General features: G+C 61.4%; 17 protein-coding genes. 14 read left to right on the top strand and 3 right to left on the bottom strand.

What is annotated here, in order from left to right; translation table 11 throughout:
• Window positions 1-96: 96 nt before the first annotated feature.
• The gene (gene tpx, locus PMI25_RS27130; protein WP_007968505.1) at window positions 97-597 is read right to left on the bottom strand and encodes a thiol peroxidase; all 501 of its coding nucleotides are present in this window, start codon (window positions 595-597) and stop codon (window positions 97-99) included.
• Window positions 598-808: 211 nt separating this feature from the next.
• On the bottom strand, window positions 809-1,273 hold the full coding sequence (locus tag PMI25_RS27125) for a hypothetical protein (protein WP_238547106.1): 465 nt from the start codon (window positions 1,271-1,273) through the stop codon (window positions 809-811).
• 783 nt (window positions 1,274-2,056) lie between these two features.
• Here PMI25_RS27125 and PMI25_RS27120 point away from each other — a divergent pair.
• The 14 genes from PMI25_RS27120 (at window position 2,057) to PMI25_RS27055 (ending at window position 19,374) form a co-directional block, all read left to right on the top strand.
• Complete coding sequence (locus tag PMI25_RS27120) at window positions 2,057-2,482, top strand: YciI family protein (RefSeq protein ID WP_007969181.1); 426 nt, start codon at window positions 2,057-2,059, stop codon at window positions 2,480-2,482.
• A gap of 339 nt (window positions 2,483-2,821) precedes the next feature.
• Entirely contained in the window at window positions 2,822-3,613 is a 792-nt protein-coding gene (locus PMI25_RS27115; protein ID WP_007969180.1) for a hypothetical protein, read from the top strand.
• Between the two features lie 10 nt (window positions 3,614-3,623).
• A complete protein-coding gene (locus tag PMI25_RS27110; RefSeq protein ID WP_007969178.1) occupies window positions 3,624-5,075 on the top strand; it encodes a DUF1254 domain-containing protein in 1,452 nt (483 codons plus the stop codon).
• A 13-nt stretch (window positions 5,076-5,088) separates the two neighbouring features.
• Window positions 5,089-6,492 (top strand): DUF1254 domain-containing protein, encoded by a 1,404-nt coding sequence (locus PMI25_RS27105; protein ID WP_007969176.1) that lies wholly within the window; start codon window positions 5,089-5,091, stop codon window positions 6,490-6,492.
• Window positions 6,493-6,504: 12 nt separating this feature from the next.
• On the top strand, window positions 6,505-7,455 hold the full coding sequence (locus PMI25_RS27100; RefSeq protein WP_007969175.1) for a SphA family protein: 951 nt from the start codon (window positions 6,505-6,507) through the stop codon (window positions 7,453-7,455).
• Between the two features lie 22 nt (window positions 7,456-7,477).
• The gene (locus PMI25_RS27095; protein WP_007969174.1) at window positions 7,478-8,458 is read left to right on the top strand and encodes an AAA family ATPase; all 981 of its coding nucleotides are present in this window, start codon (window positions 7,478-7,480) and stop codon (window positions 8,456-8,458) included.
• Window positions 8,455-9,390: a DUF58 domain-containing protein gene (locus PMI25_RS27090; RefSeq protein ID WP_007969173.1), complete on the top strand. Its 936-nt coding sequence runs from the start codon at window positions 8,455-8,457 to the stop codon at window positions 9,388-9,390. Before PMI25_RS27095 ends, PMI25_RS27090 begins: the two co-directional genes overlap by 4 nt.
• Window positions 9,387-9,989, top strand: coding sequence for a DUF4381 domain-containing protein (locus tag PMI25_RS27085; RefSeq protein ID WP_007969172.1), 603 nt, complete (start codon window positions 9,387-9,389; stop codon window positions 9,987-9,989). Before PMI25_RS27090 ends, PMI25_RS27085 begins: the two co-directional genes overlap by 4 nt.
• A complete protein-coding gene (locus PMI25_RS27080) occupies window positions 9,976-10,968 on the top strand; it encodes a vWA domain-containing protein (RefSeq protein WP_007969171.1) in 993 nt (330 codons plus the stop codon). The genes PMI25_RS27085 and PMI25_RS27080 overlap by 14 nt, the downstream gene beginning before the upstream one ends.
• A gap of 1 nt (window position 10,969) precedes the next feature.
• Complete coding sequence (locus PMI25_RS27075) at window positions 10,970-12,550, top strand: VWA domain-containing protein (RefSeq protein ID WP_007969170.1); 1,581 nt, start codon at window positions 10,970-10,972, stop codon at window positions 12,548-12,550.
• On the top strand, window positions 12,547-13,980 hold the full coding sequence (locus PMI25_RS27070) for a BatD family protein (RefSeq protein ID WP_007969169.1): 1,434 nt from the start codon (window positions 12,547-12,549) through the stop codon (window positions 13,978-13,980). The genes PMI25_RS27075 and PMI25_RS27070 overlap by 4 nt, the downstream gene beginning before the upstream one ends.
• The gene (locus tag PMI25_RS27065; protein WP_007969167.1) at window positions 13,977-14,999 is read left to right on the top strand and encodes an HAD family hydrolase; all 1,023 of its coding nucleotides are present in this window, start codon (window positions 13,977-13,979) and stop codon (window positions 14,997-14,999) included. The genes PMI25_RS27070 and PMI25_RS27065 overlap by 4 nt, the downstream gene beginning before the upstream one ends.
• A gap of 71 nt (window positions 15,000-15,070) precedes the next feature.
• Complete coding sequence (locus PMI25_RS27060) at window positions 15,071-16,660, top strand: arylsulfatase (RefSeq protein ID WP_007969166.1); 1,590 nt, start codon at window positions 15,071-15,073, stop codon at window positions 16,658-16,660.
• A 209-nt stretch (window positions 16,661-16,869) separates the two neighbouring features.
• Complete coding sequence (locus tag PMI25_RS27055; RefSeq protein WP_007969165.1) at window positions 16,870-19,374, top strand: fused MFS/spermidine synthase; 2,505 nt, start codon at window positions 16,870-16,872, stop codon at window positions 19,372-19,374.
• 133 nt (window positions 19,375-19,507) lie between these two features.
• Here PMI25_RS27055 and PMI25_RS27050 read toward each other — a convergent pair whose 3' ends face one another.
• Window positions 19,508-20,182, bottom strand: a complete 675-nt coding sequence (locus PMI25_RS27050; RefSeq protein WP_007969164.1) for a DUF3313 domain-containing protein — start codon at window positions 20,180-20,182, stop codon at window positions 19,508-19,510.
• Between the last annotated feature and the right edge of the window lie 95 nt (window positions 20,183-20,277).

Here is a 20,277-nt window from a genome sequence, read left to right as displayed (position 1 = left end):
TACCTTCAACTTACGTTTCAAGGTGTGAGGCAAAACACTGATACACAAATGAAAACGGCCTGGACAGGGCCAGGCCGTTAACAATTGTAAAAGCGCTTATTTCAGAACGGCGAGTGCTGCGTCGTAGTTCGGCTCTTCAGCGATTTCCTTGACCAGTTCGCTGTGCAGCACGTTGTCGTTCTCGTCCAGCACCACCACGGCACGGGCGGTCAGGCCTTTGAGCGGGCCGTCAGCGATGGCTACGCCGTAGTTTTCGATGAATTCGGCGCCGCGCAGGGTCGACAGGTTCTGCACGTTTTCCAGGCCTTCGGCGCCGCAGAAACGGGCCTGGGCGAATGGCAGGTCAGCCGAGATGCACAGCACCACGGTGTTGGCCAGTTCGTTGGCCTGAGCGTTGAACTTGCGCACCGAGGTGGCGCAGGTCGGGGTGTCAACGCTTGGGAAGATGTTCAGCACTTTGCGCTTGCCGGCAAAGTCTTTCAGGGTGACGTCCGACAGATTGCCGGCAACCAGGGAAAAGGCTGGCGCCTTGGAACCGGCTTGTGGCAACTGGCCGTTGACTTGAACCGGGTTGCCTTTGAGGGTGACTTGAGCCATGACTTTAGTCCTTCTTAACGTGGTTATTGAGCATGCAAGAGGCCGAAGTTAACCACGAAATTGTCCGACGACCTATGCCCTGACTGAAAATTGTCAGGGGCCTGCGCAAAAAATTGTATACAACCCTCCTGTAGGAGCTGCCGCAGGCTGCGATCTTTTCATCAAGATCAAAAGATCACAGCTTCGTTTCACCGACAGCTAAAAGAATTGGTCAGTCGGGCATGGATCGGATGATGTCGGCAAGATCATCCTTGGTTATTTCATTGGCCTTGATAGCAGCGGCAATATCGGTTTTGGAGAGCGGAAACCGTTTGAAAATTTCTTTCAAGGTTTCCTCATCAACATTGGTCAGCCACAGCGGATCTATAAATGAACCGCCATACTCAGGCTTCATGGGTACTTCTTCGTGTGCAATTGCACCTTTATGATTGAGATACACCACATAACGGTCATGCCCTTCAGGAAAGCTTTTATCGTGATAAAGGGTAGTACCCAAAGGCAGGACATAGTAATTCTCGTCGCCATTTGGCCCTTCAATCAGCAACGGTTCTTTAGTTTTGAGCATTTTCATATTGTGTCCCTTCGCAATATCGCCAAAAATCAGAAAAGCCAAAAAAATCGCATTGACGGATAAAACTGCCACCAGCCATAGGCCAAGACGTCTATTTGTAAACATTTTTCTTATCATAGGGGGCCTCGGTATTCGCTTCGAGCATGGCTTGTAAATCCGCAGGCATGAAAATACCGTCCTTCGGACTACTTTGCGTGCGCGCTGCCTGTCTTTCGATGAAAGAAAGACCTCGCATCTCATTGAATTTCGCCGGGTTCTGCACAATTGACTTTCCCGAAACCTTTGCTCCTGCAATTGTCACGGTTGTGCAGTTATTCGTGGTCGGATGATAGGTGCAACTCCACTGAATAGTCGGAGCTGCCCTCTTCGGTTTGCGGACGAAGAGGTGGCAGCTGTACGCAGGTTGGAAACCCGGGCAGCGGCGACCCGGACGACCCGAAGGTCCCCCGCGCACAGCCGCCATAACGGAGTGCACACATTCGAAGTGCGCAAGGATACGTTATGAAAGGCGTGTACGCGCCACTAATACCCGTCGGGGTTTCCAGTCCCGGTCGCTGAATTGGCAGCGACGAACACAGGCTAGAGACCCGACGTCCGACGGACAACCTGAAAACCTTGTGGGAACGTTCCGCAAAATCGAAACAACTTTTAAACATCCTGAATTGAAATACGCACTGGGAGCTGCCGAAGGCTGTAATTTTTTGATGTTGGTTTTTAACGACAGGAGCAAAGATCGCAGCTTGCGGCAGCTCTTACATTGGCAGTTGCAGTGTGTCGGATTGCGATTGTTAAAACGCCGGACTGCATCTTTTATTCAGAGACCTGTCGATTCACGCCCCGCCCGTTCGACTAAGCAGTGAATCAACCCCATTCCCTGGAGAAACCACCATGCGATTCATGATCCTTGTCAAAGCCAGCGCCGACTCCGAAGCCGGCATCATGCCCAGTGAAGAACTGATCACCGCCATGGGCAACTTCAACGAAGAACTGGTCAAGGCCGGCATCCTCATCGACGCCGATGGCCTGCACCCAAGCAGCAAAGGCGCCCGCGTGCATTTCTCCGGCGACAAACGCACGGTCACTGACGGCCCGTTCATCGAGACCAAGGAGTTGGTGGCCGGGTACTGGATCTGGGAAGTGAAATCGAAGGAAGAAGCCATCGAATGGGTCAAGCGCTGCCCGAACCCGATGCCGGGCGACTCTGATATCGAAATCCGCCAGATTTTCTCTGCCGAGGATTTTGGCGCCGAGTTCACCCCCGAAGCACGGGCGCAGGAAGAGCGTGTTCGCGAGCAAGCAAAGAAAAATGCCTGATCCCATGCCGGGTTGAATTTGAAATTGCCATCGCGGGCAAGTCACGCTCCCACAGGTATCGAGTCGGTCACAGGATTTGTGAACGCTTCAATACCTGTGGGAGCGTGGCTTGCCCGCGAAAGCGTCAGCACTGACCACACACATTTGATTGACCAGTTCACCACTCGACTGCGAAGCCGTAGACAAAACCAAAGAATTAATCCCTTCGACTGGCTAACTCCCGATTAGCTGCTAGCGTGAATCAGACGTGTCCTACAGGCTTGATTAAGAAAGGAATTACGTCCAACGGCCGAGAAGTGCCGGGTCGTCCATGCAGTAGCCACCAGGGAAACGGGGATCATGTCGAAAAAATTGGGGATTCACGCCTTGCTGCTGGCGAGTTTGCTGGCGCCTGTGGTTTGTGCCTTGGCGAATAACGCCGAGGAGGCCAACAAAAGCAACAATCCGCTGAACCTGGCGCCCGGCGCCAACCTGCAGGATTACTACACGCCCAAACTGTTCGACAGCAACCTGCACACCAACGATGCTTTGCTGCGCGGCACGTTGCCGATTGCGCCCAACGATTTCATCGGCGTGCCGCAGTTGTTGCGCGCAACCATGCCGATCAGCACCCGCCCCGATCCGCACGGCGGCTACAGCGCCGGCATCGGCGATCTCAATCTGTTCGACATTTTCCTGCTCAAGACCGACGGCGTGCAGTTGGGCATCGGCCCGCAGATCACCGCCCCGACCGCTGCCGAGGATGAATTGGGCACCGGTAAATGGCAGGCCGGCCTCGCGGCGGTAGCGATCGACTCGTCACCGCGTGGCCTGCTCGGTGCGCTGGTGCAATACCAGAGCTCGTTCGCCGGCGACCACGACCGTGCCCACGTCGAAACCGCAACCATGCAGCCGTTCATCATCCATAACCTGGAAAAAGGCTGGTATCTGCGCTCCACCGGCACCTGGACCTTCGACCTGAAGAACAACACTCACTACATCCCGATCGGGCTGGGTGCGGGCAAGGTCTGGAAGTCTGGCAGCAACATTCTCAACGCCTTCCTCGAACCGCAATGGACCGTCGAACGCAAAGGCGATGGCGTGCCGCAGTTCACCCTGTTCGCCGGGATCAATGTGACATTCGGAAAATAAGGACATCGCCATGCACATCGCTTTACGCGCTGCCGGTTTCAGCCTGATGACCCTGTTCGCCAGCTGCGGCGTCGGTGCTCAGGAGCTCGACACCCGTATCGGCAAGATCGCCATGGAAGGCGAACTGCCGGCGCATGAGTCGATTGCCAAACTCTACGCCGAGCTGGATTTCCAGCAGGCGACCCAGAGTTACCTGTGGGCCTTGCCGCTGGTGTCCTACGCGCAGTGGCAGGAAGAATTTCGCGACAAGCTCGGCGCACGCAGCGGCGATCTGATGGTGCTCGACAGTTACGAAGACAAGCTCGGCGTGATCACCGCCAACGCCACCACGCCGTACATTCTCGGCTTCGTCGACCTCAGCGAAACCGGGCCGCTGGTGATTGAACTGCCACCGGGACCGACCGCCGGCGGCATTGGCGATTTCTGGCAGCGGGCGATCATCGACATGGGTCAGACCGGCCCGGACAAAGGCCAGGGCGGCAAATACCTGGTGCTGCCACCGGGCGCGGAGCCACCGGCGGATGCCGACAAGTATTACCTGGCCAAATCGGAAACCATGAACGTGCTGGCAGGCTTCCGGGTGCTGGATCCTGACCCGGCCAAAGGCAAGGCGCTGGTCGAGCAATTCAAGATGTACCCGTACGCCAAGCGTGCCGAGCCGAGCAAGACCCGCCTGCTGTCGCCTGACGGTAAAAAGTGGTCGGGCACCCAGCCGCGCGGCATCGCCTACTGGCAGCGGCTACACCAGATCATCCAGAAAGAACCGGTGAATGAACGTGACCGCTTCTACATGGCGATGCTCGCCAGTCTCGGCATCGAGAAGGACAAACCCTTCAACCCCAACACCCGGCAGCGTCAGGCCCTGGAGTCCGGCGCGCAGGTCGGTGAACTGATCGCCAAGGCCAACACCTTTGCCAAGCGCTTTCCTGACGCGCAGTACTGGCCCGACCGGCATTGGGACACGGTGCTGAACATCGCCGAACCGTCGCAACGCGTGGCCTATTACGACCAGTTGTGGGAGCGCAGCGCCTGGTTCTATGAAGCGGTGACCAACACCAAAGGCATGGTTTCCAGGACCCCGGGCCTCGGCCAGACCTACCTCGGCGCCTACACCGACGCCAAGGGCGACTGGCTCGACGGCGGCAAGACCTATCGCCTGCACGTCGGCGCCAACCCGCCGGCCAAACAATTCTGGTCGATGACCGTGTACGACATCGACAGCCGTTGCTTGATCGACAATCCGCAGCGCAAGGCCGATCTGTCCTCGCGTCAGGACTTGAAAAAGAACGCCGACGGCTCGGTGGACCTGTACTTCGGCCCAAGCGCGCCCAAAGGCTTCGAAAACAACTGGGTGCAAACGGTGCCCGGCAAGCACTGGTTCAGCTATTTCCGCCTGTACGCGCCGACCGAAGCCTATTTCGACAAGAGCTGGAAACTCGACGACATCACGGTCGTGCAATGAATAAGGACGCCGCATGAACGCACGCAATCTATGGCTGACCGGCCTGACCCTCGCCTTGAGCAGCAGCGCCTGGGCCGAGTTCAGCGCCAGCCCCGAAGAAGCCCGAGGCATCGCCAGGGACGCCTACCTCTATGGCTTCCCGATAGTGGAAATGTACAAGACTCTGTACACCCAGGCCGTGGACAGCAAGAGCCCGAACTTCAAGGCACCGTTCAACCAGATCGGCAACACCGCCAAGGCCTTCACCGCCAAGGACACCGCGTTCGTCACGCCGAACGCCGACACGCCCTACTCGTTCGTCTGGATGGATCTGCGCAGCGAGCCGTTGATCCTGACCTTGCCGCCGATCGAAGAGCACCGTTACTACTCGGTGCAACTGATCGACGCCTACACGCAGAATTTCGCTTACCTGGGCACCCGCAGCACCGGTAATAACGGTGGCCACTTCATGATCGCCGGGCCTGACTGGCAGGGTCAGCAACCGATCAACATCGACCGGCTGGTGCGCAGCGAAAGCAACATCGCCTACGCGCTGTACCGCACGCAGCTGTTCGACGAAAAAGATCTGGGCAAGGTCAAGCAGATCCAGAAAGGCTACAAGGTCGAGCCGCTGAGCCACTACGTCAAACAGAAGGCCCCGGCGCCGGCGCCGAAAGTCAGTTGGCCGAAACCGACGCCGACCATGAGCGAAACCCCTGAGCTGTTCCGCTACCTGAACTTCATGCTCGCCTTCACCCCGCCGCAGGATGTCGAAAAAGACCTGCTCGCACGCTTCGCCAAAATCGGCATCGGCGCCGGTCAGCCATTCGACCTGAAACAGCTCAGTGCCGAGCAACGCAAGGCCCTCGAAGACGGCATCAGTGACGCCAAGGCTGAATTCGCCGCGTTCAAGAAAGACAAGGTCGATACGCACGAAATCAGCAGCGGTGATCTGTTTGGCACCCGCGATCACCTCAAGGGCAATTATCTGTATCGCTACGCCGGCGCCAACATGGGCATCTTTGGCAACTCCGCCGAAGAGGCGAACTACATCGGCTATTTCGTCGATAAGGACGGCCAGCCGGCCGACGCAGCGAAACACGACTACACCCTGCATTTCGACAAAGGCGCCCTGCCCCCGGCCGACGCTTTCTGGTCGCTGACCATGTACGACGGCAAGAGCAAGTTGCTGGTGACCAACCCGCTCAATCGCTACCTGATCAACTCGCGGATGCTGCCGGATCTCAAGCTCGATGCCGACGGCGGACTGACCCTCTACGTGCAGCACGACAATCCCGGCAAGGACAAGCAGGCCAACTGGCTGCCGGCACCGAACGGGCCGTTCTACGGCGTGTTGCGCCTGTACCTGCCGAAACCGGAAGTGGCCAGCGGCGAGTGGAAGATGCCGCTGCTCAACCCGGTCAACTCAAAACAATAAACGGAGCCAGTGATGGTCAAGCCTTACGTTGTGCGTCCGCTGCTGGCGCTGTGCATGATCGGCATTACTCAACTCTATGCAGCCGAGGGTGGCGTGGGCCGGCCGATCACCGGGCAACAGGTGTATTCCAACGCCGGGATCATCCCGCCCGAACCGGGCTGGGTCGTCTCGGTGACCAGCATCTGGTACGACGGCTCGCTCAAGGGCAGTCGCGGCGCGCCGATTTCCGGTGAGGTCAGTGCCGGGATCGACATGAAAGTCTCCTACACCATGACCAACCTGACGCACATCTGGGACACCGGCAAAGGCCCATGGAATTTTGCCTCGGCAATCGGCGTTCCAGTGCAGTACACCGACATTGACGCGGCGATCACCGGACCGCGCGGACGCACCCTCGGCACCAGCGATTCCGGGACCCAGTTCGCCGACGCGCTGGTCACGCCGATTGCCGCCGGCTACCACTTCGATGAGTTGAACCACATCGCGTTCTCCCTGCCGATCTACGTGCCGACCGGCGCCTACAACGACAATCGTCTGGCCAACCCGGGGCAGAACAATTACACGTTCATGCCCACCGTGGCCTTCACTCATCTGGACGGCAAGGGGGGCGAATTCACCCTGTCCAGTGGCCTGGAGTTCTACACCGAAAACACCGCCACCGATTACCGCAACGGCAACATCTTCACCCTCGATGCCTTGTGGACTCACGGCTTCGGCAGTGGCTGGAGCGCCGGCCTGGCGGCCGGCTATATCCAGCAAGTCACCGACGACAAGGGCCAGACCGCCGACAGCCTGAATGGCTTCCGTGGCCGCTCGGTCGGCGCCGGGCCGGTGGTCGCCTGGGCCGGCAAATTCGCCGACGCCCAGGCCAACATCAGCGCGCGCTGGGTGCCAGAGTTCGACACCAAGAACCGCCCCGAAGGCAACGGGATTGCCGTCAACATGACCCTGGCGTTTTTCTAGACCGGCCACAAAGGACTGTCCCATGACCGCACTCACCGACCTCAACGCCCTGCAAGCGAGCATCGCCGAAGCCGTACTCGGCCAGGATCAGGTCATTCGGCAGATCCTCCTCGGCCTGCTGGCCAACGGGCATTTGCTGCTGGAAAGCCTGCCGGGGCTGGCCAAGACGCGCACGGTCAAGGCGCTGGCCACGCACCTGGACGCGAAAATGAGCCGCATCCAGTTCACCCCCGACTTGCTGCCCTCGGACATCACTGGCGCCGAAGTGCTGCATCAGGTCGCCGGGCAAAACGAGATCCGCTTCCAGCCAGGTCCGCTGTTCGGCAATCTGATCCTCGCCGACGAGATCAACCGCACCCCGGCCAAGGTCCAGGCGGCGCTGCTGGAAGCCATGGAAGAACGGCAGATTACCGTGGCCGGCACCAGTCACGTGCTGCCGGAGTTGTTCATTGTGGTCGCCACACAGAACCCGATCGAACAGGAAGGCACTTATCCGCTGCCGGAAGCGCAGATGGACCGGTTCCTGATGAAGGTGCTGCTGGATTACCCCAGCGCCGACAACGAAAGCCAGGTGCTGCGTCTGTTGCGCGCCGAAGAGTTTGCCCAGGGTGCGAACACCGCGCCGGGCAAGGGCTTCAGCCTGTCACAGGAAGTGATCTTCGCCGCGCGCAAGGAGGTCAGCGCGGTGCATGTGTCGCCGGCCATCGACCGTTACCTGATCGACCTGATCAACGCCACCCGCCACCCGGCCGATTACGACGAAGACCTCGGGCGCTGGATCAGCATCGGTGCCAGTCCCCGTGGCGGCATCGGCCTGGATCGTTGCGCGCGAGCCGATGCATGGTTGCAGAGCCAGGATTTTGTCTCGCCGGACAACGTGCGCGCCGTGGTGCATCCGGTGCTGCGCCATCGCTTGCAATTGAGCTACGACGCGGTCGCGGATGGCGTGACTGCCGATCAGGTGCTCGACCGCTTGCTGGATAAAGTGGCGATTCCGGCATGAACACGGAGGGTCTGGTCTACGTGTCTCTGGCGCAATTGATGGCGCTGGAATTCAAGGCCCGTGACCTGAGTTTGCTCGCGCGTCAGCCCCAGGGCAGCATCCTGGCCGGCAAACATGCCTCGCGCCTGCGTGGCCGTGGCTTGAACTTCGATGAGTTGCGCCGCTATCAACCCGGCGACGATTTACGCCACCTCGACTGGCGCGCCTCGCTGCGCACCGGCAAACCGGTGGTACGCACTTTTACTGAAGAACGCGATCGCCCGGCGCTGATCGTGGTCGATCAGCGCATGTCGATGTTTTTCGGCTCGCAGCGCAGCTTCAAATCCGCCCTCGCCGCCGAACTCGCTGCACTGGCGGCGTGGATGGTGTTCAACGCCGGCGACCGGGTTGGCGGTCTGGTGTTCAACGATCAACGCATCGACAGCATCGCGCCGCTGCGCAGCCGCAAACGGGTCGAAGCCTTGCTCAGCCACGTGGCACAACAGAATCAGACACTGAACGCGGCCAATCCCGACGCCGAAGACGAGGATCAGTTGGACAAGGCCTTGCAGCGCTGCCTGGCGCTGGCCGGGCATGACCATTTGATCTGCATCGTCAGCGACTTCGCAGGCGCCGGTGAGCGCACCTTGCAATTGATGCGGCAACTGCGCGCGCATAACGACGTGATCGCCCTGCAAGTCTACGACCCACTGGCCTTGAAGCTGCCGAGCGATGGCCGGCTGCTGGTCACCCAAGGCCAATTGCAGGTGGAACTGGCTGTCGAGAAACGCAGCGTGCATCAGCCTCTGGGTGATTACCTCGGCGGCCGACTCAAGGATGTCGCCACCCTGCTGCGTCGCAGTCAAGTGCCGCTGATGATGTTCAGCACCGCCGAAGAGGCCCACGCGCAATTGCGCGCCGAGCTTGGCAAGTCTGCCGGCCCACGGCGATGAATCCGAATATCCCCGACATCAGCCAGCTCAAGGAGCTGAGCCTGCCCGCGCCGGTCAGTTATGCGCCGCAGACTTGGGGTTGGTGGCTGCTGCTGGGGCTGTTGATCGCGTTTGCGATCGTGGTTGGCGTGCGGCGTTATGTGCAGTGGCGACGGGATCAGTACCGGCGCGAAGCGCTGGTGCGATTGGCGCAGTTGCGCAGCCGCAGTGACGACCTCAATGCCCTGCGTGAGCTGCCCGAGTTGCTCAAGCGCGTGGCCCTGTCGATGCCCCTACGCAAATCTTTCCGCTGGAATGCAAACCCTGTGGGAGCGAGCTTGCTCGCGAAGAGGTCAGCACATTCAACATCTGTGTTATCTGGCACACCGCTTTCGCGAGCAAGCTCGCTCCCACAAGGGGTGGCGGCGTTGGGGAGAGCGGATTGGCAGGCGTTTCTGCAGCAGCACAGTAAAACCAGGCTGCCCGACGAGTTCAGCGCCCAACTCGCCCAGCTCGCCTACGCCCCCGACGCCACCCTGCGCGCCCTCCCCGTCGAACAGCGTCAGGCGCTGTTCGACACCTGCCAACACTGGGTGGAGCAGCACCATGTGGCAGCTTGATTACCCGTGGCTGTTGCTTCTGCTGCCGCTGCCGTGGCTGGCCTTCCGGTACCTGCCGGCGTATCAGGAAGCGCGCAGCGCCGTGCGCGTGCCGTTTTTCGCCGCCATGAGCCGTGCGGTCGGGGAAGCGCCGAGCCGGGTTGGCAATCGTCACAACCACTGGCAACGGCTGCTCAATCTGCTTGTCTGGGCGCTGGTGCTACTCGCAGCCGCGCGCCCGGTGTTCGTCGAAAAACCCATCGAGCGCCAGCAACCGGTGCGCGACCTGATGCTCGCCATCGACATTTCACAATCGATGGAAACCGCAGACTTCACCAACGCCAGCGGCCAGAAAATCAATCGCCTCGCCGCCGTCAAAGAGGTGGTGCAAGGCTTCATCGACAAGCGCAAGGATGACCGCATCGGCTTGATCGTGTTCGGCAGCGGCGCTTACCCGCAGGCACCGCTGACCCTCGATCACGCCAGCCTCTCGCTGTTGCTGGCCGACACCGGCATCGGCATGGCCGGGCCGAACACCGCCATCGGTGATGCCATCGGATTGAGCCTGAAGCTGCTCGATCAGGCGCACGAACAGCAAAAGGTGCTGATCCTGCTCACCGACGGCAACGATACCAGCAGCGCGATCACCCCCGACCACGCCGCGGAAATGGCCGCCAACAAGGGCGTGGTCATTCACACCATCGGCATCGGCGACCCGACGGCGTCCGGCGAGGCGCAGGTCAATCTGCGCGGGCTGCAACAGATCGCTCAAACCACTGGTGGACAGTTCTTCCGCGCCGAAGACCGCACGGCGCTGGATCAGGTCTACAGCACTCTCGACCGCCTCACCCCGCATCAAGTGAAAACCCTCAGCCATCAGCCGCAACGCGAGTTGTTTCATTGGCCGCTGGGCGCGGCGCTGACGCTGTTGGCGCTGTATCACCTCGGTGCCCTGCTGCGCCCGCGCCTGGCGCTGGCCCGCCAGCGGCAGGAGGCCTGAGATGGAGATCAATCTCAGTGAGTTGCACTTTTTGCGTCCGCTGTGGCTGCTGCTCGCACTGTTCGCCGCGCTGCTGCCACTGCTCTGGCGCCGCAGCCGCGACTTGCAGCGGCGGCTGCGCAGTAACATCGCCGCACACTTGCTGCCGCATCTGCTGGTCACGCCAACGGATCATCAGCACCTGCGCCCGGTGCACTGGCTGCGCGCGGTGCTGGTAATGGGCGCCATTGCCGCCGCCGGGCCGACCTGGGAGCAGGATCGCCCGGACTTTCTGGACAATCGCGCACCGCTGATCGTCGCCGTGGATCTGTCGCCGTCGATGGATGCCAGTGACGTACCACCGACGCGCCTGCAAGCGGTCAAACACAAACTCCATGACCTGATCCAGCGTCGCGCCGGCGCGCGCACCGCGCTGATCGCTTATGCCGGCAGCGCGCATCTGGTGTTGCCGCCGACTGACGATCCGGCGCTGCTCGACACCTTCATTCAGGCGCTGGGCACAGATCTCATCGACAAACCCGGCAAGGACGTTAGCGCCGTCATCGAGCAGGCCAAGCGCCTGCTCAGCGCCGAGAACACTCCGGGCAGCCTGTTGCTGATCACCGACGGTGCCGACACCACGCAGCTCGATGGCCTCGACCAGCGACTCAAAGGCAGCCAATTACAAGTGTTGGTATTGGCGGTCGGCAACGCGGATGGCGGGGTGATTCAGGGCGCCAACGGCCAGCCGGCAGTCGACAGCAACGGGCGCCCGCTGCTCGGCCGTTTCGATCCGGCGGCACTCAAGCAATTGGCCGCCGCCCTCGACGCGCCGCTGGGCAGCCTCACCCTCGACGACGATGATCTGGACTGGATCGAGTTACATGCCCAACAACATTTCCAGAGTGTCAGCGCCGAACAGCAGCAATTGCACTGGAAAGATGCCGGTTACTGGCTGTGCTGGCCGTTGCTGGCCTTGGCGCTGGTCGGCGTGCGCAAGGGCTGGAGCGTCAACTGGGCACCGGCGTTGTTCCTCGCCGTGGGCCTGGGTTGGCCCACCGCACCCGCGCAGGCCAACGCGCTGACCGATGCCTTCTTCACCCGCGATCAGCAAGGGCGCTGGGCCGCCGAGCATGAGCATTGGCCGCAAGCAGCGGCGCTGTTTGTCGATCCGTATTGGAAAGGCGTCGCGGCCTATCACGCGGCAGACTACGACCTCGCACTGGCGACCTTTGCCCGGCTGGACACGGCGCAAGCGTGGTTCTACCTGGGTAACATCTACGTGCGGCGCTTCAAGTTCGATCAGGCGATCGCCGCCTACACCCAAGCCTTGCAGCGGCAAACACAATTCCCTGAAGCCACGGCCAATCTGGCGCTGGCGCAGGCGTTGCGCAAGGACACCGACAGCGCCGAAAAGAACGCCCCCGAGACCAAACCGGACGAAGTGAAACTCGACAAGGCGCCGGGCAAGGGTCAGAGCAAAAAGGTCGAGACCGAACAGGCGGCTTCCGACGCGTTGTGGCTGCAGAACATGAGCACCTCGCCGGCGAAGTTTCTCAGGCAGAAATTCAGTTTGCAGGATCAAGCGGGGGCCAAGCCATGAACCGGGTTGGCTTCATCGCTGGCAAGCCAGCTCCCACAAGGTTTTGCGCTGTTAACTCGATTGGCGAAAACACAGACACCCCCTGTGGGAGCTGGCTTGCCAGCGATGAGGCCAGATCTGCCAGCAAAAAAATCTGCACCTTGCTCATGACCGGCTTGCTCAGCCTGAATGCCTCTGCCGCCGAACCCCAACTGAAAATCCAGGCCCACCTGCAACCCGCCGAAGGCGCGATGGTCGGCGGACTGGTGGAGCTGCAAGTCGATGTACTCACCGACACCTGGTTCACCAGCGCCGCCACCCTGCCCGAGCTGAAACTCGATGGCGCCCTGGTCACGCCGCCGGACGGCCAGGCTCAACACCTGAATCAGACCATCGACGGACAATCCTTCAGCGGCTTGCGCTACAGCTACCTGATCACCCCGAATGTCGCCCGTCGCTTCGACATTCCGCCGTTGACGGTGAGTGCGACACCGGGTCAGGCCACCACCCCGCTCAGCGCGCAAAGCCAACCGTTGCACTTCAGCGCCACCCAGCCACCCGGCTTGAAACCCGGAGAAACGCCGCTGGTGGCCAGCGGTGTGCGCCTGAGCCAAAGCCTGACCAACTCGGCAACCCCGTTGAAAACCGGCGACAGCGTTACCCGCCAACTGACTCTGCAGGCCGATGGCGCACTGGCGATGGCGCTGCCGGTTCCGCCACTGGGTGACGTGGCCGGTCTGAGTCGTTATCCGCAGCTCCCACAAGTCACTCGTCTGGATGACGGTCGCGGCAACGTGCTCGGTGGTCAGCGGATCGACACCGTCACCTACCGCATCGACAAGGCTGGCGCCTACACCCTTCCGGCCATCGCGGTGAAATGGTGGGACGTGAAAACGCAGCAGAGTCGAACTGCGCAAGTACCGGCCGTGACCTTCGCAGCCACAGCCAACAGCGCCTACAAACCGGTGTTTTCGATCACCGACGATCTCCGGCAGCTCGGTCGCAACAACCCGCACTTTTCCACACGCTGGCTGCTGTGGCTGGCGCTGCTCGCCGTCTGCATCGGCGTCGGTTATTGGCTGCGTCCTGCGCTGTTGCGTGCCCGGCATCAATGGCAGGCGCGCAAGCACGCGCGGCAACTGGCCTGGGAGCAATCGGCGGACTTCGCCTGGCAGCAGATCAACTCGCAACTGCAGGCTGAACCGGCGCAGTTGAGCGCCTTGTATCTGCGGCTGCGGCGCAGTCGGCTCGGGCTGCAACTGGTGAATGCCGGCCCGCGCCTGCAAGGCCTGTTGCGCGGACTTTACGGACGTGATCCGCAGACTGCACAAACACTTGCTCAACTGCGTGAATCGTTGACTACGCTTCACAGTCAGGCCGAACAACAGGCGCACAAACCGGCATCGGCCCTGCGCCCGCTAAACCCCGCTCAGGAAAGGGAATTCCCATGACCAATCCACCGCAGCAGCGACCACGTTTCACCCTTGCGCTGTGGTTTGCGCTGGCAGTACCACTGCTGGCCCAGGCCACGGAACCCCTGCCGTCATGGAACGACGGCCCGGCCAAAAAAAACATCATCGAGTTTGTGCAAGCCGTCACCGACCAGTCTGGCAAAGACTTCGTCAAACCCGCCGAGCGCATTGCCGTGTTCGACAACGACGGCACCCTGTGGAGCGAGCAGCCGATGTATTTCGAGTTGCTGTTTGCCCTCGACGAGGTCAAGCGCAATGCGCCGCAGCACCCGGAATGGCAAACCACCCAGCCGTTCAAAGCGGTGCTGGAAAACGACCACAAGGAACTGTCCGCCGCTGGCATGGAAGGCATCCTGAAGATCTTCGGCGCCACCCACACCGGCATGACCACCGAGGCTTTCGACGATTACGCCAAGACCTGGCTGAGTCAGGCCCGGCATCCGGAAACCGGCAAGCCCTACACCGAAATGATCTTCCAGCCGATGCTGGAAATGCTCGACTACCTGCGCAGCCAGGACTTCAAGACCTACATCGTCTCGGGCGGCGACACCGCGTTCATGCGCGCCTTCGCCGAGAAGGTCTACGGCATCCCGCCGGAACAGGTGATCGGCACCACGTTCGTCACCGCGTTCCAGTTCAAGGACGGCCAGGCCTCGATCCTGCGCACCCGGAAACTGGCACACAACGACGACGGCCCGGGCAAACCGGAGAGCATTGATGCAGTGATCGGCAAACGGCCGATCCTCGCGTTCGGCAATTCCGACGGCGACCTGCAGATGCTGCAGTGGACCGCCGCCGGCCCCGGCAAACGCTTCATGGGACTGGTGCATCACACCGATGCGAAGCGCGAGTGGGCCTATGACCGAAAATCCGATATCGGGCGACTCGACAAAGCCCTCGACGAAGCGAATTCCCGTGGCTGGACCGTGGTGGACATGGCGACCGAGTGGCGCCGGATCTACCCGTTCGATCCACCGGCAACCGGGCAGGTGCAATAAGAAAAAACGTGATGCAGGACTGCAAGAAACGTAAGTCGCAACAACGACCCCCGCGATAAGGAGCAAGTCAGATGACTCGCATACGCAAGTGGCTACCGAAACTCGCCCTGGTGGCAACCTCGGTGATGGCGCTGTCGGCAACTGCCACAGCGGCTGAGAAACCCAACATTCTGGTGATCTTCGGTGATGACATCGGCCAGACCAATATCAGCGCCTATTCCATGGGCGTGGTTGGCTACAAGACCCCGAACATCGACCGGATTGCCAAAGAAGGCATGATGTTCACCGACTACTACGCGGAAAACAGCTGCACCGCCGGTCGATCCTCGTTCATCACCGGCCAGACGCCACTGCGTACCGGCCTGTCGAAAGTCGGCATTCCAGGTGCACCGGTCGGCCTGCAGAAACGCGACATCACCATCGCCCAGGCGCTCAAGGGCCTGGGTTATGCCACCGGGCAATTCGGCAAGAACCACCTCGGTGACCGCGACGAATACCTGCCGACCAATCATGGTTTCGACGAGTTCTTCGGCAACCTCTACCACCTCAACGCCGAGGAAGAGCCGGAACGTCCGTACTGGCCGAAAGACGACGCCGCCTTCGTCAAGGCCAACTCGCCACGCGGGGTGATCCACAGCTTCGCCGACGGCAAGATCGAAGACACCGGTGCGCTGACCACCAAGCGCATGGAAACCATCGACGACGAAACCACCGCTGCCGCGCAGGCGTTCATCGAGAAACAGGCCAAGGCCGACAAGCCGTTCTTCGTCTGGATGAACACCACACGCATGCACGTGTTCACCCACGTACGTGATTCGATGAAGGGCCAGAGCGGCATGCCCGGCAACGAATACGCCGACGGCATGCTCGAGCACGACGCCGACGTCGGCAAACTGCTGAAAACCATCGACGACCTGAAAATCGCCGACAACACGATCATCGTCTACACCACCGACAACGGCCCGAACCAGTTCTCCTGGCCGGACGCGGCGACCACGCCGTTCCGCAACGAGAAGAACTCCAACTGGGAAGGTGCGTATCGCGTACCGGCGATGATTCGCTGGCCGGGCAAGATCAAGCCGGGTGAGGTCTCCAACGAACTGTTCTCGGGCATGGACTGGTTCCCGACCCTGCTCGCGGCGGCTGGCGAAACCGACGTGAAAGACAAACTGCTCAAGGGCTGGGCACCGACGTCCGGCGGCACCAGCTTCAAGGTGCATCTGGACGGCTACAACCAGTTGCCCTACCTGACCGGCCAGCAGCCCAAGGGCGAGCGCAAGGAGTTCTATTACTTCAACGACGACGGCGTGCTGGTTTCGATGCGCTTCGACAACTGGAAAGTAGTGTTCTGCGAGCAACGCCAGCCGGGCGGTTTCCGGGTCTGGAGCGAACCGTTCGTGTGCCTGCGTGTGCCAAAGATCCTCAACCTGAGGATGGACCCGTACGAGCGAGCGGACGTGGTGTCTGACCAGTTCTATGACTGGAACACCAAAAACGTTTATCTGGCCGGTGTCGCGGTGACCAAGTCGGCAGAGTTCCTGCAGACCTTCATCGAATACCCGCCAAGCCAGAAACCGGCGAGCTTCAGCATCGACCAGATTCGTGCGGCGGTTGACGCCAAGATCGCGGAAAAAATGAAAGCGGCTCCGGCTGCTCAGTAACACCGTTGAACTGCCGCCCGCCCTCATCGGCGGGCGGCCCTGTTTCCACCTGAGACCGCGCCGGCCCCAATCGCTGGCAAGCCAGCTCCCACAGGTATTTCTGTCGACCACAACATGAGTGTTCACTGAAAATCCCTGTGGGAGCTGGCTTGCCAGCGATGAGGCCCGCACCGTCACGAATATAGTGTGATTTGAACAAGGTCCCCCGCATGTCCTCACGTATCGCCAGCAAGCCGTCGGCCATACCCACCACCCACGCCACTACCCCGGCGCTGCTGATCCCCGCCCTGCTGCTGTGCACCTCCGGCGCCGCTGCGCTGGTGTATCAGGTGCTGTGGATCAAGCAGTTGTCGCTGGTGGTCGGCGTCGAGGTCTATGCCATCACCACCGGCATCAGCGCGTTTTTTGCCGGCCTGGCCATTGGCGGTTGGCTGTTCGGGCGCTGGGCTGATCGCTTGCAGCAACCGGTGCTGCTCTACGCCGGGCTGGAAGTACTGGTGGCGATTCTTGGTGTTGGCGCGACGGTTGCGATGAGCCTGGCGGCCAGCCCGTTTGCCTGGTTGCAAAGCCATGTCGGTCTGCTGGCCTGGCTGTTGCCCTTTGCGCTGGTGGGGATTCCGGCGGTATTGATGGGCGGCACGCTGCCGGTGCTGGTGCGCTCGCTGGCGGCTGATCCGGGCAGGTCCGGCGGTCAGCTGTATGCGGCCAACACCCTGGGCGCAATTGTCGGCACCCTGCTCGCCGCGTTTGTGCTGATCGCCACCCTCGGTGTGCGTGGCAGCGCGCTGTTTGCCGCGATGCTCAACCTGCTGGCCGCCGCCGGCGCGCTGTGGCTGCAGCGTCAGCATCCGATGCCGATTGCGGCCACGGTCAAACCTCACGCCGAGAAAGCCGCGGACCGCACGGCGCTGTGGCTGTACTCCATCGCCGGCGGCGTGGCGCTGGGGTATGAAGTGGTCTGGTCGCAATCGATCGTGCAGTTCATGAGCACCCGCACCTACGCGTTCGCCGTGGTGCTCGCGACGTACCTGACCGGGCTGTTCATCGGCAGCGCCCTGCTAGCCCGCCGCGTCGAGCGCATTCGCGATCCGTGGGGGGTATTCGGTCTGTTGATTGCCGGTGCCGGGCTGATCGCCTTGCTGGAAATCGCCGTGCTCGGGCGCTGGCTGGTGTTGGCCCAGAGTCAGGCCGAGAGCTGGCTGCTGGCAATGGGCGTCAACGAGCTGGCTGGCATGAGCGCACGTTTTGCAGTGGCGGCGCTGAGCATCGTGTTCGTGCCGACGCTGTTGCTCGGCGCGGCGTTTCCGCTGGCCCTGCGCTTGAGTGTGGGGCGCGAGCGCGTCGGTCGCGATGTCGGTGCCGTGGTCGCGTTCAATACGCTGGGCGGGATTGTCGGGGTGATGCTCTGCGGTTTTCTGTTGATCCCGCTGCTGGGGCTGGTGCGCACGCTGGGCTTGCTGGCGATCATCGCTGCCGGCATCGGCTACGTGGCCGTGCGCAAGGGCCACCACGTCAAAAAAGGCCGGCGTCAGGCCGTGGTCGCGTTGGGGCTGGTATCGGTGGCGCTTGCGCTGCTGACCCCGATGGACAAATTCGCCAGCCTGCTGCCAGGTGCGCGCAACGGCACGCTGGCGTTCTACGAAGAAGGCCGTGGCGGCACTGTGGCGGTGGTTGCTCAGGGCCGTGGTGAGAACAGCTTCCACCGCTTGTACATTCAAGGCGTGTCCAACACCGGCGATGCCATGCCGTCGCTGCGCTACATGCGTATCCAGGCGCTGCTGCCGTTGCTGATCCACAACGGCACGCCGCGTTCGACGCTGGTGATCGGCTTCGGCACCGGGATCACCGCCGGCGCCCTGCTGCGCTATCCGGGGCTGGAACATCGGGTAGTCGCCGAGCTCCTGCCGTCGGTGGTCAAGGCCGCGCCCCTGTTCAAAGGCAACTTCAACGCCGCCAGCGATCCCGGCATTGACGTGCACTTGCGCGATGGCCGTCAGGAACTGTTGCGCAGCGCGCAGACCTACGACCTGATCACCCTTGAACCGCCACCGCCGTCGGCGGCCGGGGTGGTCAATCTGTACTCCCGCGACTTCTATCAACTGGCGGCCAGTCGTCTTGAACAACAAGGGATCGTCGCGCAATGGCTGCCGCTGCCGACCCAGAACATCGACGACTCGCGCTCACTGGTGCGCAGCTTCCTCGACGTGTTCCCGCATGCCTCGCTGTGGACCAGCGAGTTCCACGAAATGCTGCTGGTGGGCTCGCTGCTGCCGATGGAACTGGACGCGACGAAAATCACCGAGCGCTTCCAGCAGGCCAGTGTGCGCAGCACTCTGCAGGATGTCGGGATTGGCTCGGCGGCGGCGTTACTCGCGACCTGGGTCACCGACCGCGCAGGCCTTGAGCGCTTCGCGGCAAATGCCCCGGCGGTGACGGACGACCAGCCCCGCATCGAATACGCACCGTGGGTGCGCAGCCAGGAAATCACTCGGGTGTTGCCGGCGTTGCTGGATCTGTATGTGCCGCCGCCGCTGGTGAATGCCGATGCCGGTTTTACCGAGCGGATGGACACGCACCGCCAGCGCCTGATGCAGTTCTACCGCGCCAGCCTGCATGCGTATGACGGTGATCGGGAGGCGTGGGGGCGGGATATGCGTGAAGTGATGCGTTGGGAAGGTGGCAATCCGTACTTCCGCTGGTTTACCGGGCAGTAATGCTGCCCCTGTAGGAGCTGCCGCAGGCTCGGGCCGCGATCGGACGATCTTTTGACTTTGATTTTTTAAAAGCAAGATCAAAAGATCGTCCGATCGCGGCCCGAGCCTGCGGCAGCTCCTACAAAGGCACCGGTTATTTGCCGGCCTTGAGCTTCAGATACATCTGATGCATGTCATTGGCCCAGCCATCGATCACCGGTTTGACGTCGTTGGCGGTCATCGCCTGGGTGTCGTTTTCCAGCGGTTTGCCGGTGCCTTTGCGCACCACTTGTGCCACGACCTGGTTGGTCGCGCCATCGAGGAACACCGCTTCGGTCGCCAGGGTGGTTTCCTGATCGCGGATACCGCTGGCGGTGCTGACCGCTGCCGCGACCAGGGCGACCGGGATCACTTCATACGCGTGCAGGCCTTCGGTCTTGCTGCTGACGGCGGTGATCGCCGCCCGCACCACGATCACGCCCGGGCCTGGACCGCTGGCCAGCGGCATGTCTTTGCTGATTTCACGCTTGAGGGCCTGATCGTAGTAGGAGGTGATGCCGTTGAGGGTCTGTTGGGAAATCTTTGCGGTCGGTTGCGGCTTGGGATAGAGCTGGGTCGGTTCGATGTAGGCGCTGGTGAACTTGCTGACATCCACCTTCGGATCGATCCAGCGCATCACCTCGGCACCGGAGGGCGATTTGGCCTCCTTGAGCTGGCTGTAGTCCTTGAGAAAGCCGGAATACTCATCGGGAGCGACGGTTTTGCTGGAGCAGCCCACCACGCCGAGCGTGGCGATGCAGAGGGTGCCCATCATTACTGCTAGCTTCATGCTGTAACTCCTGTCAGAAGGCCTGAATGTATTGCTTGGGGGGGAGTTACAGGTATAGCTAAAACCTCGGCGATTGCGCTGCAAAAGCGCAAAAT

It is taken from the genome of Pseudomonas sp. GM30 (assembly GCF_000282275.2).
GTDB lineage: Bacteria > Pseudomonadota > Gammaproteobacteria > Pseudomonadales > Pseudomonadaceae > Aquipseudomonas.
Note: the sequence above shows the minus strand (reverse complement) of the source record. Positions and strands in the feature narration are given on the sequence as shown.

Bases quoted from the DNA above. Each gene is read 5' to 3' on its own strand.
- PMI25_RS27095 (WP_007969174.1), top strand. From the start codon at position 7,478: ATGACCGCACTCACCGACCTCAACGCCCTGCAAGCGAGCATCGCCGAA.
- PMI25_RS27060 (WP_007969166.1), top strand. From the start codon at position 15,071: ATGACTCGCATACGCAAGTGGCTACCGAAACTCGCCCTGGTGGCAACC.
- PMI25_RS27085 (WP_007969172.1), top strand. From the start codon at position 9,387: ATGAATCCGAATATCCCCGACATCAGCCAGCTCAAGGAGCTGAGCCTG.
- PMI25_RS27120 (WP_007969181.1), top strand. From the start codon at position 2,057: ATGCGATTCATGATCCTTGTCAAAGCCAGCGCCGACTCCGAAGCCGGC.
- PMI25_RS27080 (WP_007969171.1), top strand. From the start codon at position 9,976: ATGTGGCAGCTTGATTACCCGTGGCTGTTGCTTCTGCTGCCGCTGCCG.
- PMI25_RS27075 (WP_007969170.1), top strand. From the start codon at position 10,970: ATGGAGATCAATCTCAGTGAGTTGCACTTTTTGCGTCCGCTGTGGCTG.
- tpx (WP_007968505.1), bottom strand. From the start codon at position 597: ATGGCTCAAGTCACCCTCAAAGGCAACCCGGTTCAAGTCAACGGCCAG.
- PMI25_RS27065 (WP_007969167.1), top strand. From the start codon at position 13,977: ATGACCAATCCACCGCAGCAGCGACCACGTTTCACCCTTGCGCTGTGG.
- PMI25_RS27070 (WP_007969169.1), top strand. From the start codon at position 12,547: ATGAACCGGGTTGGCTTCATCGCTGGCAAGCCAGCTCCCACAAGGTTT.
- PMI25_RS27115 (WP_007969180.1), top strand. From the start codon at position 2,822: ATGTCGAAAAAATTGGGGATTCACGCCTTGCTGCTGGCGAGTTTGCTG.
- PMI25_RS27055 (WP_007969165.1), top strand. From the start codon at position 16,870: ATGTCCTCACGTATCGCCAGCAAGCCGTCGGCCATACCCACCACCCAC.
- PMI25_RS27090 (WP_007969173.1), top strand. From the start codon at position 8,455: ATGAACACGGAGGGTCTGGTCTACGTGTCTCTGGCGCAATTGATGGCG.
- PMI25_RS27110 (WP_007969178.1), top strand. From the start codon at position 3,624: ATGCACATCGCTTTACGCGCTGCCGGTTTCAGCCTGATGACCCTGTTC.
- PMI25_RS27105 (WP_007969176.1), top strand. From the start codon at position 5,089: ATGAACGCACGCAATCTATGGCTGACCGGCCTGACCCTCGCCTTGAGC.
- PMI25_RS27100 (WP_007969175.1), top strand. From the start codon at position 6,505: ATGGTCAAGCCTTACGTTGTGCGTCCGCTGCTGGCGCTGTGCATGATC.
- PMI25_RS27125 (WP_238547106.1), bottom strand. From the start codon at position 1,273: ATGTTTACAAATAGACGTCTTGGCCTATGGCTGGTGGCAGTTTTATCC.
- PMI25_RS27050 (WP_007969164.1), bottom strand. From the start codon at position 20,182: ATGAAGCTAGCAGTAATGATGGGCACCCTCTGCATCGCCACGCTCGGC.